Genomic DNA, 12670 nt, shown 5'->3' with positions numbered 1-12670 from the left:
AACCAAGCGCTTACTAAAGCCTTGCAAATGAGCGTGGTTTTGAGGAGCACGGGGGAGAATGGTGTGGTCAAGGTGTGTCTGCCGGACGCTTACTCTGAAAATGCTTTGCCATTGATCCAACCAATCACTTCATGGGTAGAAACAGGCAAATAACAACAAAGTTATAACCTTCTGTCGTCTTTGATTCTCCTACTAGCTAACGCGACGCCACCCTGAGGACGGCGTCAAGTTCCGGTTTCAGCTGGTTAGCAAGGCATCACACAACTGCTCAAGGGCCGAGGTGGAGCGAATAATGCCACGATGCCCAAGGCCCGAGGTTAATATTAGCTTGGCACCTGGCCAAACTTCGACGAGCAATTCGCTCTCGATTTTATTGACGTAAGTGTCGTTGGTATCATGCAACGCGACCAATGGAATGGACATGGCTTCGGCTCCCCGGTAAGCGCTGTAAAAGTCCCAGTTTTCACCTTGCAACTGATAGCGGTCGAGCACGACGGACGACAAGTGCGCTTGCATGGTCCGGGTCAGCCGCAACTGAGCCGACACTTTCTCGAACACACCATAGAAACTGGAAGGCGAACTGATCAGCCCGAGGCGCTTGATGGGGAGGCCGGCTTTCACAGCATTAACTGCGGCAATTCCGCCAAAACTGTAGCCAATTACGCAATTGATACTGTCATACAGGCCGACCATGTGCGTAATGCATTCCTTAAAGTCCAGCATATCCGCTTCATCGCCTCCGGATTGACCGTGAGCGACCGCATCGAAAGCCGCAACACACAGTCCGCGACGGGTCAGCAACTCGATCAACGTGCGAAAATGCGACGCCTTCGACTCCCAGCCATGCGCCAGAAGAACGTCTGGGCGCTCTCCTCCCCACAGGTAGTACTTGCAAGAAACGTCCGATTTGATCGCAAAGTCCCCTGACACCGATGCGCTTACAAGGAAGCGATCCCTAGGATCGTTATTCTTGCGACGCGGTTGAAACAAAAGACTCTCCATTTTTCTTTTTGTGAAGCCAGGCGCGCAAATCTCACTGAATTTCATCGCAGTGCGAAATAACTTAAGCGGCAGCGTGCCGTTAAACTCAGGCGCATTGAAATCGCCATAAGATGCGGTAATTTTATCTTTGTAATTCACGATGACTCTCCTATTTTAAATCGCATCCATAAGGCATGTTTATTTCTTCATAACGAATGAAACGCTGCCTTTTTTCGTCCCATAAATGACACGACAGATTGCTTGTAATATCGGCTATACGCCAGGTTGTCCGATGCACTTTCGCAATCCCCTCAATAGCCGACATCGCCGCCGGAAGGTGATAAAAAGGCACCTTTGCATTGACGTGATGCACTTGATGATAACCAATATTGGCCGTCACCCAGTGCCCCAGCCGGCACATACTGAAGAACGATGTACTGTCGAATGCCGCATCCAAATAATCCCATTCTGCCGTCGCGTAAAACTTCGCGCCCTGAAAGTTGTGCTGAGCATAGAAAAGGTAGCTCCCCACTGCAGTGGCAATCAGTAGCGACGAGATATAGAGGAGCACACTCAGGCTGCCCGCGAACTGATAAAGCCCTAGCAGCAATACGCTATGGAGAAGCACAGACATGAAGGACGTCCAGCAGCGGCGAAAATCAATGAAGCCTCTAGCGAGCGTCGGCAGCACGAAGAAAACCAATAGCCCCAACACCATCGATAAACCGGAGCGCCTGAGTTTGTAAAGCGCCTTCTGCCTTGGCGAAAATGCGGCCCATTGCTCAGTGTTCACAACCATGAAGTAGCCGGACAGGTAGCTCTCGGCCATTGAGTTCGTACCAAAATTCAGAATCGAGTTGGTACGGTGATGCTCATCGTGACTACGCGTCCATTGTGCCGGCGGAAAGAAGATGAAAAGTCCAAAAAAACCCAGGATGGCTTTAACTATAATGTTTGTATTTTTCAACAACGCGCCATGGCAATAGTCGTGATAAATCACAAACAATCTAATATTCAACGCCACAGCCGCGGCACACCCCAATATGCCAAGAATGATATCATCCGAGAGCGCAATCACGGAATAAGCAGAAAATAACATTACCACCGTGGATATCAGGCAGAAATATGAGTACCCAATCCGCTCATGAGCAAAACCTTGAACAATATCAAATAACTTTCGCTTTTCTGATGAACTGAGCACGTTATTCTCCACTGTCACCCAAGTGTTTCAGCTGGCCGCTCATGCTTGAGCGCCCCGAAATTTTCCTTGTATATAGTCTTGACGAACTTGAAGTCTTTTTATCTTACCGCTGGTAGTTTTGGGGATATGTGATTGGTCTACGCAAATCACTTCATGGGGTCGAATCCCGTGCACGGTGAAGCAGTGCTCCTTGATCATCGATTCAAGTGTTTCTACTGAATAGACATGGCGCTGTGAACGCTCAATCTCCTGAATAACGATGAGTTGCTCACCCTGCGCCTCAATGGAAATGGCGGCTCCCGCATCTGCTTTGAAAACACTGGACAGCGCCTGAACGGACCCTTCGATATCTGATGGGAAATAGTTTTTCCCATTGATGATGATGACCTCCTTCAAACGCCCGGTAATGAACAGCTCCTGCGCATCAAAAAATCCGTAGTCACCTGTTCTCATGAATGGCCCTCGCCCATCCTCGGTCATGGCCTGGAAAACCACCTCGCTTTCTTCGGGACGCTGCCAGTAACCCTGAGCAACGCTTGCCCCTGATACCCAGATTTCACCCACATCCCGATCATTCAAAACTCGGCGGCTCTGGGGATCCACAATCAAGACTTCATTGCCCAATACTTGCCCGGAACCGACTACCGTCTTTACGTCAGGCCGTTCGACAACAGGCACGGCCCGCCCTAGAGAGAGCTGCTCGCTATCGATAGTGATCTGCTGATGCACCTCACGGGGGCTACCACCGGTAACGAAGAGTGTCGATTCAGCAAGTCCGTAGCAGGGATAAAAAGCTTCGTGACTGAAACCGTATGGCGCGAACTGCTCGGAAAATGACTTGAGTGTCTGCGCATGAATAGGCTCAGCGCCGTTAAAGGCAACCCTCCAGGAGGAGAGATCAATACCTTCCATTTGCTTGCTGTTGGAGTGTTTAGCGCACAATTTGTAGGAAAAATTTGGCCCGCCGCTGGACGTTGCGCCGTACAGCGAGATTGCCTGGAGCCAGCGCAACGGCCTGCGCAAAAATGTCATCGGCGACATGATGTTGGCGGTAAAACCTGCAAACATTGGCTGAATAATGCCGCCCACCAGCCCCATGTCGTGAAAAGGCGGTAGCCAACTGACGACAGAGCTATGGGCATCATGCTCGAACTTACGATAGATGACCGTGGAGTTATGGAGCAGATTTTGATTGGTGACGATGACGCCTTTGGGATTTCCCGTAGACCCAGAAGTGTATTGCAAGAAGGCAATCTCACCTGGACTTATGACATGACGTGGCTCGACGTCCGAGTTAGCCACTTCATCGACGACAATAATCCTGAACGTCGTGTGTGTGAGCCCCTCTTTTTCCAGCCACTGGAGCAGAGAGTCCTTCAAAGCAGAGGTGGTCAGAATATACCGAGGATTGCAGTCCCTAATGATGACCCGCAGCCTTACATGTTCGGAGTGCGAAACCATTGGGTAAGCTGGCACCGCGACGATCCCGGCGAAAATGCATGCATAAAAGCTTGATATATAGTCGAACCCTGATGGGAATAGAAGGATAGCCCGCTCTCCGCCATCGCCTACGTCAAAGTGCCCGGCGATAGACCGCAGGCGTGCGAGCAGTTGACCACAGGTCAACGTTTCGCAGTCATCCAAACCATTGTTGAGGAAGCGATAAGCAATACTGTCGGACTGGTGAATACCTCGCCACTGACACACTTCAACTATAGATTTTGCAAAACAGCGTTCTTCAGTATTCGGAATGTTATAAAAATTTCTGTCGGTCACGTTGACCCCTCCTTCCTTGCCGGGTACTTATGGAAAATAGTACGCCACCCATGCCACGTCGCAGGTCGGCGATGCATGACAAACGGGTGCTAATCCCAAACTCAATTCAGCGCCATGAACGCTTTCAGTTCACCAACAGTCTTGAATGAGAACACCTTCGACTCCGGAATTTCAACGCCAGAGTTATCCTCCAAATAGCCCACAAGTTCAAAGATTTCAACCGAGTCCAGGCCCAAAGAAGGAATAAGCAGACTCATCAGAGACTCTTCGCCCTCAAGCGAATCAAGAATGACAAGCGACTCCGAGCGAATGTGGCCAACAGCCTCATAAAGAAGATTAAAAAACTTGCAATTACCCACGCTTACGACTCCTTGAACACACTGAAAAAATGGCTTCCGCGGATGACCTTACGCTCGCGCTCATCCAGCATCTTGCTTCTGGTCTCAGGCAACCGAAACCAATGGATATCTGGCATACAATGGTGTTCCTGGTGATAGCCATTATTGAACCAAAGCAAATTGTATAACCGTGAATAGCTACTCACGGAATTACTCATGCTATTGGCCGGGTCACAGCCGTGATGCTCTGCATAGTTTTCCAGTGAAGCCATCGACGTCCCGAGGTAATGAACAGGAATCACAAACAGCACAAACGCCAGCGGCTGATAGATCAGCGTTAGAGTGACTGCAAAGACTAGGATGCTGATCTCGATCATCACCAGTGCGCCGACGCGCTGATAGGCATCTTTAAACAACTCGGTGACAGACAGCCTGAAATAACTGAGCAGCGTGTAGCGCAATGCACTCTCCTCGCCAGCGTCACTGCCGTATAAATAAAGCGATGATCTGTCCTTTGGCGGCTGATCGCCCACCCACCCATCGTTATTGAAAACGTGGTGATTGATATGGTGTGCCTTGTAGAACGATTGCGGCATGCCCAGCGCCAGTGTATTGATCACTGAAAACACCAAGTTACCCAGGCGCGACTTGAAAAACGGATTATGAATAAAATTATGTGCCACGCATTGATAGTTGGTACACATCAATAGAATGTTGGCCAATGCCAGAATGAGCAGACTCGCAATCGACAGTTCGTTAAACCACACGACTGGTACGACCCAACAAGCAATATGCGCCAAACTCAAAGCCACCAGCACGCCATCGAATTTACTATATTTAAACATTCTGCTTTCTCCACTGACGACGCTGTTCAGACATGATTGCTCCTTCCTCAGCCGTGGCATAATGCTTTTCCCAATGCTCCAGTTTTTTCTCCATCACTCGAAACCAATAGCGTGGAAACAACGAGCGGAAAATTTGCACAACGTAACCATGCTCAATCAGTACCGGGCTTTCAAGACTACCCAGCGACCAATATTTTTTGTTTGGGTTAGCATGATGATCCGAATGCCGAGTCAAATTCAGCAAAACCGCGGATGAAAATAGGCTGCGGCAATCCCAGCTGTGGGCTGGCCTGACCTTACTACCTGGCACACGCACCAAACCATAATGTTGAATGTAATTAGTGCACTCATAAGTAACTTTCGAGGTCACCACAATAATTAGATAACACGCAAAACCCATTGCACCGGCGACATATATTGAGATAGCGATGATCAGCAGCGTGAGGATGAAGCCTGGCATCAGTCTATTCCCTAGGCCGTAGACAGATCTCGGCAATCTGTTCAACCGCGCCTTCTCGAATGCCCAGGCTTCGGCATACTGCTCCCAGGACGAGCGGACAATAAACCGATAAATACTTTCACCGCGACGCGCTGTCGCTGCATCCTGAGTTGTCGCAACATTTTTATGATGACAATGTACGTGGGAAATGGCGAACTGGCTGTCAGCAACGATCGCTAAGGCTAGATTGCCCGCCGCCATGTCAAGCTTGCTGATTGTTCGGTGGGTCAGTTCATGTCCCACCACCATATTGATGCTGAGTACGAACCCTGTGCTCACGGAAGCGACAACAACCTGTAAGAGCGTCCATTGTCGTTCAGCCAGCGCCGGCGTATCAACCAGACGGGCCAGCGCTTGCATAGCTTCATGAGCATGTCCGCCGGCCACGAGCAACACCGCGCCTACCGCGATCAGCGACTGGACGATATATACATACATAAGCCCGTCGAGAACAAACGACCAACGTCCGGCATCCTGAACATCGCCGAGATCAGAAAATCGATCGAGCACAAAGTAGCATGCAAAGATGAACAACAAGTTTAGTAAGGGCGCCCACCCACCCCACAAGGTCGAGAACACCAACAGGGGCATATAAAGTAAAGGCACCGCCGAGAATCTTAAATACTTCACGTATCACCTACCCAGTTCAATTATTTGCCGAACGACTCAATTTCCCACTGATGGTTTTTCACGGTATGCATCTTCAATACGTCCAGGCAGGCATTGACCAGGGATTGAGAGCCACACATCAGGAAACGTTCCGTTCCTTTTAACCGATCGCCTTCCGTTGCCCGAAACATCTCATGCAATATTGCAGGCACACGCTCACCGTTCGTAGCACTGCTGGAACTGGATTCTCTTGAAACCGCCACACGATAATCAAAGGCCGGGTATTTTTTCTTCATCGCCTCAAGGCGCCTTCCGTCATAACAGTGAGAGGAATAGCGCACTGCATGCATTAATAGCACGGAGGCCTTGGGATACTTTCTCAACCGCCCCTCAAGCACTCCCAGCACCATACCCAACGCTGAACCACCCGCGACTGCAACACAACGATCGGTTTCTTTAGGCCAGTCGTCTAGAGAAGCTCCAAATTGCCCAAATGCGGCGCTGACGTTCAAGTCGTGATGGATGTGAGCGTTATCAGATAGCCACTGCGAATAAAAACCGCTTTCTCTTCGTGCTACATCTACAGCCAATCTTCCCGGACTTGTACTGACAATAGAATAACTTCGACCGTCAGTTGCCCCCGGTATAGTCAGCATAACGCTCTGCCCTACCTGAGCGACACAAAGGCTGGATAATGTCACTCGGGAGATGTATTCGTTCATCGGCTCAATATGTTCAATACGTGCCGACAGCAGATTTGTCGTGTCACTGAGCTTATGCAGAAAATCCAGATGGACGTCACTTTGCGGTACAGCTTGGCAGGCCAAGACATACCCTTGTGCAATCTGAGAGGGTGTCAGGCAGTGGCTTAAATCAATCAGCGATCTAGCCTGTCCATGCGCTACTTTCACAAGACATTTCTGGCATGCGCCAACTTGACAGGAATACGGCACGTCAAGACCTTGCTCCAGAAGACTATCCAAGATCGTATTTTTCCGGTGCAACTGACATGGCGTACTGCCGACCTGACCAACAAAGGGAGGTTTTTTCTTAAAAAAGGAAAGCATTGGGCCTACCTATTACGAGTTACTGATTGATCATCGCGGTGATTTGCCGAGCCAGCCAACGAGGGCTGATACGAACCGACTGCATAGCCAACTTATTCACCAGCCCGGGGACAATGACCACACGGTTACTTAACAGGCCTTTGAAACCGATCCTCGCCACTTCTTCCGGGCTCATGACAATACCGAACAACCCCTTAGCGAGGCCTGTATCCACCGACCCGGCTCTTAGATGAAATGCCGTCTGAGTCGTACCTGGGCACAACGCTGCACATCTCACGCCCTTCCTGCGCAGTTCCACCGCCAATGCTTCAGTGAAGTGCAAGACATAGGCTTTTGAGGCGTAATAGTTTGCATAATAAGGTCCGGGCTGAAATGCAGCTAAAGATGCGACATTTAGCAAGTAGCCTTTACCCTGGCGTACAAAATGTTGTGCGATAAAATGGCTCAATACCGTAAGTGCGCGGACATTAGTTTCAATAAGCGCACTATGATCGACCACATCGGTGTCCAAAAAACTGCCTCCGCGACCGACACCGGCATTATTGATAAACACTTCTATCACTTCAAGATATGGCGAAAGGTGCTCTATCAGCTGGCTTAACTCATCAGCATTCGATAAATCAAAACTCAAACACTTAACCGTCACTTTATAGTTCGCAGCAAGACGCTCCGCAGCATAGTTTAGTCGCTCTTTATGATTGGCAACCATGATCAGATTATAACCACTGCTCGCCGCCTCCTGGCTAAGCGCGTAGCCAATACCGGAGGATGCTCCGGTAACGACAGCATATTTCCCTTCTTTCATAAACCAAGCCTATTTATTAAGATTGCGCGACAGCAATGCTGCTTTTCAATTGGTATGCCAGGCATGCGGAAAACCGATCTAGCGATACAGGCGGGTGCAATAAGCTGTTTAGCAGAAGATCCAAACTCACCGAGTCTTCCTTAATCAGATAACCAACGCCTAACATTCCAGGTACATGGCAAAGCGTTCCAAACTGCAGCAATGCGTTTTGGCTGCCTCCGTTGGACGCCATAATGGTTCTGTCATAGATAAAGCGAAATGCCGGTAGACCAGCCAGCACTGAATACTTCATCACCCGCTGGACGATCGCATTGGTCGCTCCACCGGCCCAGCGCAAGTAACTGATCTGCAAGAGATGGGAAAGCAATCCCAAGCCTTGCTTGGAGTGCGATATGGCTCGTTTATGCGCTTGCGTCGCTTGCACGAGCACGTCGACTTTCTGTTGTGAACTTGCCGCTGACTTATAACGTTTGAAGGCGGCACTTACCGGATTGATGAAATCAAGTGCACGGCCAGGCAAATGGTCCAGTGCAACAGGTTCGAACAGGGTCGGTGGCGACCCGGTCGTTTCTCTATAAGCTTCATAAATGGCCAGCTGCACCAACATGTCTAACGAGATACGCCGCCGCCTAACCGCGCTCAGGTCCAGATCCTTTATACAAAGCACACGGTGCTCAACGCTTCGCAGTTGGTTGTCTAGATAAGACTTGATCGAAGCCACCTTTACACACCCCAACTGTGCCTGCGCAACAGCGTTGTCATAGCGAGCCACCTCTTCCTGAATCAAGACGGCCGGGAGCTGCGACGGAGCATTCTGATTCTGCTGGACTGTCGAGACTATTGATGCCGCTTGAGCGCCAGTAAGGCTTGCATGCTCGCAGAGCACGAGCACTTCATTGCTGCCAAGGCGCGCGCACACCTGCAATGCCTTGTCGGCAAACCGATTATCTAGATTGACAAGACGCCCCGAAGCGCTGTCATTACTCCCCGCCGGATCAATACAAAGCAGGAAACTGCACTGGCGCAACACCCTTAGCCCTTCACCCGCCACCGGATCAGCCTGTAGACGCACCGAAATGGTAGACCACCCATGACGACGATAGGACGCACACTCCGACAAAGTCAGGGTTGCGCCATGGACGTCTTCAGGGTTCGGTTTAAAGATGATGTCGATCAATATCGTTCGAAGATGTCCAAGATCCAGGCAGGCATCCACTGGCACCTTGAATAGAGCGCCAGCGTGCAAAATGGCGAAATAGGGGTAAGTGTCAGGGCAGACCAGTGCGTCGCAAAAAGCCCTTGGTGAACGCCAAATACGAAAAGCCCGGGCAACGTCGTCGCTCGCCAAGCAGGCTTGATGAATAGCAGAAATCAGACGGGTAAAACGCTCGACGTCTGCCTCATGCTCCTGACCCATTGAAAAGACCAGCGGGAAATTATTATAAAACGGCAAGCCTCCACGACACGTCAGGTAGAAATGCGCGGTACTGTCCTTGTAACTGCTCTGGTAGCCGCCCATCCATCGACGCAATACGTCGACCCCATGGAAAAAACTAACGGATAAAAGAAACAGGCTGGATACAAAGTGCGCACGCGCTCTGCCGAACCCTTGAATACTTTGAATATGTTCAAATAGAGCGCAATACAACCCGCGAATACTTAGTGCGGGCGAGCGTTTTTTATAATCCACTGTTTCTGCCCTCCTGGCATTTAATTATTCCTCCCACGACTCAAGTGCTACTCAGGCCATCCGCCAAACGCAAGAACTTGATGTATGAGCTAGAGGCCAATGGTAATAACGCCGGCGGTGCCAAATAAGGGGCGCTGCTGCGATACCAGGGCAAGTCGGGTGAACAAGAAAATGCTTCCAGCCAGTTTGCATAGGACGCGCCATTGGCCAACGACAAGGCCAAGCCGTGCCCGCAGCACCCCACAAAACTGTCGACCGACGATTGTCCACGGGTAACGACGGGATAGTTATCTAGCGTGACGCCAATGGTTCCGCTCCAGACTTTTTCAATACTGATATCAGCCAGTTGAGGTAGAAACTTGCTCAGCCCTTCGCTCAGGCCTGCATAGACCTTGTAGGACTCCGGTTCTCCATCGCGTTGCCGCTTCCATACAGAATCTGTGGAATAAAATGGCTCCCCTCCGCCGAACAACAAACGATGATCAGGCGTGATGCGCAAGTAATTAAAGATTCTTCGTACATCGATGATCGCGTTGTTCGGCTGTAACCCAAGTTGTGCCATTTGACCAGGCAGTAACGGCGCAGAAAGCATCAGCGAAGTCGATATGGGCATCACTCGTCCGCGCAACCGATTCAACGAGGGGGTAAAACCGTTCGTCGCCAACAACGCCCTCGAAAAGCGCAGGGAATGCCCATTCGCCTCAACGAAATGTTCCTGAGGCTCGGCACACCGAGTGTTGACGTAAATCTCTCCACCCATGGCCAGGATTTTCTTGGCCAAAGACACTACGAGCTTCACAGGGTCAATGGTCGCTGTATTTTTATACTCGAGCCCCGACAGGTAACCCGGGCTATCGACAATCCCTTTGATAGCCTTGCGATCGTAGGTCTCTACGTCAAAACCCGCTGCAATCAACGCGTCGCCCTCCAACTGGAGTTGTCTATCATTGGCCGCGTTGGTGGACACTTTGAACTGGCTACCCATCAACAAATCACAACCCAGCTTTTCGTCGCGAATCAACTGCGTGCTGTAGTTAAGTGCGTCCAGGGTGTGGACGAAAATCTGACGAGCCTTGACGTCACCATACTGTTTCACCAAAAGGTGATATTGCTTGCCAATACCTGGCCCTATCATCCCTGAGTTTCGGCCACTGGCTCCACTGCCTAGAGGATGGGCATCGACCACGATGACTTTGCGGCGCGACCCAAACTTTTTCAATATGTGGTAAGCCGCAGACAACCCTGCCAACCCCGCACCAATAATCAGATGATCGCACTCTGCGTCCGCGCACAGTGATGGCAAGGAAATCTCGGCCCCCGTACGACTCCATACGAGGTTTGATGTGAAGTCCATTTCAATACACCTAGATAGCGTTAGTTAACTTCATCAACCGAAGCAGAATTCCAACACGGAACTTTCCATAGGTGGCGAAGTACTCAGGTGTCACTGACATTGGCTGCCACTTCAACTTGTAAGCCACCTGACTGGCTGCGGGATAGATGCGCTGTCCCTGCTTTTCCAACGCGCCCAATATCCATCTCAACAGACGGCTGCGCGAGGAATACGTATCAAATTCATCCGTCACACCATAGAAGGGAGTCAGCCCAAAATTCAGGTACTTCTCGCCCTCTTGCTTGAAGCGCTTGATCGCCTCGACATTGACCAATTCCATTGTGCCAGGAGGCAACTTGGACACGCGGCGCGTCAGGTCATGCATCCACCCGTTGTATTCGCCAAAGGCTGGCACGTAACTAATGAAGCCGACAATCTTGTCGTGCAGTACGGCGACGAAAATTCGCTCTTTGTCCAGCCCGCTTGCACCCAGGTCGCCGACCATGAACGACAGCAGTTTTTTGCTTCCTTTGGCCTTCAACCACTCCTCGGTAATGGACGAAAGCATGCGCTGTTGGTCCGGTCCGTTAGGTAGGTCAACCCCCAACTCCTTGACAATGACCCCTGCCTTTTCGGCTCGCTTGATCTTGTTTCGCAAGCTCATGAAGGGGCTACCCGCCATCGAAAAACGCTCCAGATCCAGTGTGTAGGAGCAGCCCATCTGGTTGACATGAAAACCTAGCCTTTCGAACAGATCGGCTTGATCACGACGCAGTTGCACACAAGACAATTCCCGGCCATGCTCCACCGCGTGGCTGATGAATGCCTTCAGCAGCGGCTCCCGATTATCCGCAGAGCTAATAACACCGGTGAGGATGAACAGGCACTTACCATCGTCCTGAAAAGGCAGGTATCCGGCCAGCCCTTCGACAGTAAACGTCGAGATACCACTGTTGAGGGTCAGGAATAGCGACGGGTGATTCCCAAACCGCTCAGCCCAGAGAAATTTTCGCGCGCTATCCACCACCGTACCGTTAAGCTTTCTTTCATGTGCCATCAACGCTTGAAACTTCGCGTAGAGCGGGTGTATGCGTGGCTCGAACGACATCGCTCTGGATTTGAAGCCATTTCCGAATAGACTGCGATCACCAAATAGATGAATGAGAATCCCCATCAGCGCCCATTCTACCTCTACAAAATAGCACCACAGCGCGGCAACTATCGCTGCCGTGAAAAAATTATGCGCGCCGTTATACAGAACATAGTAGATGTCGGGCACCTTGCCTTGGTAACGCCTGTACGCAATTGCACCCGGGAAGTAACCGATAATATCGATATACGAGAACAGGATAATCAGCGGAATAACTCGAACGTCCGCCCAGTGGTACAAAGTGATCAAGACGCTCGCGAGCAATAGAAACCCGTACTCAACACGCGCCATTGCCCGTGTGTTCGGACTTTCAAAACTATTTACTACATCCATTTAGTACCCCTGGAGACTGAACGACGGCTCATCGAAGATGCTG

At 50.6% G+C, this 12670-nt stretch carries 11 protein-coding genes; all 11 read right to left on the bottom strand.

Annotated elements, in window-relative coordinates; translation table 11 throughout:
• Positions 1-237: 237 nt before the first annotated feature.
• The 11 genes from PspCFBP13509_RS29065 to PspCFBP13509_RS29015 all read right to left on the bottom strand — a co-directional run bounded on the left by PspCFBP13509_RS29065 (position 238) and on the right by PspCFBP13509_RS29015 (position 12627).
• On the bottom strand, positions 238-1140 hold the full coding sequence (locus PspCFBP13509_RS29065) for an alpha/beta hydrolase (RefSeq protein WP_065947528.1): 903 nt from the start codon (positions 1138-1140) through the stop codon (positions 238-240).
• Positions 1141-1150: 10 nt separating this feature from the next.
• Entirely contained in the window at positions 1151-2182 is a 1032-nt protein-coding gene (locus tag PspCFBP13509_RS29060) for a fatty acid desaturase (RefSeq protein ID WP_099489747.1), read from the bottom strand.
• Between the two features lie 39 nt (positions 2183-2221).
• Positions 2222-3958 carry a fatty acyl-AMP ligase gene (locus PspCFBP13509_RS29055; RefSeq protein WP_083221183.1) on the bottom strand — a complete coding sequence of 579 codons (1737 nt, stop codon included), beginning with the start codon at positions 3956-3958 and terminating at the stop codon, positions 2222-2224.
• A gap of 101 nt (positions 3959-4059) precedes the next feature.
• Positions 4060-4317 carry an acyl carrier protein gene (locus PspCFBP13509_RS29050; RefSeq protein ID WP_065926209.1) on the bottom strand — a complete coding sequence of 86 codons (258 nt, stop codon included), beginning with the start codon at positions 4315-4317 and terminating at the stop codon, positions 4060-4062.
• Positions 4318-4319: 2 nt separating this feature from the next.
• Complete coding sequence (locus tag PspCFBP13509_RS29045) at positions 4320-5141, bottom strand: fatty acid desaturase family protein (protein WP_065947530.1); 822 nt, start codon at positions 5139-5141, stop codon at positions 4320-4322.
• Complete coding sequence (locus PspCFBP13509_RS29040) at positions 5134-6270, bottom strand: fatty acid desaturase (protein WP_137213038.1); 1137 nt, start codon at positions 6268-6270, stop codon at positions 5134-5136. The genes PspCFBP13509_RS29045 and PspCFBP13509_RS29040 overlap by 8 nt, the downstream gene beginning before the upstream one ends.
• 20 nt (positions 6271-6290) lie before the next feature.
• Positions 6291-7316: a 2Fe-2S iron-sulfur cluster binding domain-containing protein gene (locus tag PspCFBP13509_RS29035; RefSeq protein ID WP_083221185.1), complete on the bottom strand. Its 1026-nt coding sequence runs from the start codon at positions 7314-7316 to the stop codon at positions 6291-6293.
• 19 nt (positions 7317-7335) lie between these two features.
• Entirely contained in the window at positions 7336-8121 is a 786-nt protein-coding gene (locus PspCFBP13509_RS29030; protein ID WP_137213037.1) for an SDR family NAD(P)-dependent oxidoreductase, read from the bottom strand.
• Positions 8122-8137: 16 nt separating this feature from the next.
• Entirely contained in the window at positions 8138-9811 is a 1674-nt protein-coding gene (locus tag PspCFBP13509_RS29025) for a choline/carnitine O-acyltransferase (RefSeq protein WP_137213036.1), read from the bottom strand.
• A 40-nt stretch (positions 9812-9851) separates the two neighbouring features.
• Complete coding sequence (locus PspCFBP13509_RS29020) at positions 9852-11165, bottom strand: NAD(P)/FAD-dependent oxidoreductase (protein ID WP_065926214.1); 1314 nt, start codon at positions 11163-11165, stop codon at positions 9852-9854.
• A gap of 10 nt (positions 11166-11175) precedes the next feature.
• Positions 11176-12627 carry a DUF2156 domain-containing protein gene (locus PspCFBP13509_RS29015; RefSeq protein ID WP_083221186.1) on the bottom strand — a complete coding sequence of 484 codons (1452 nt, stop codon included), beginning with the start codon at positions 12625-12627 and terminating at the stop codon, positions 11176-11178.
• Positions 12628-12670 lie beyond the last annotated feature (43 nt).

This window comes from Pseudomonas sp. CFBP13509 (assembly GCF_005233485.1).
GTDB classification, from domain to species: domain Bacteria; phylum Pseudomonadota; class Gammaproteobacteria; order Pseudomonadales; family Pseudomonadaceae; genus Aquipseudomonas; species Aquipseudomonas marginalis.
The sequence above is the reverse complement of the archived record's forward strand: the minus strand, read 5'-3'. Positions and strand labels throughout refer to the sequence as shown.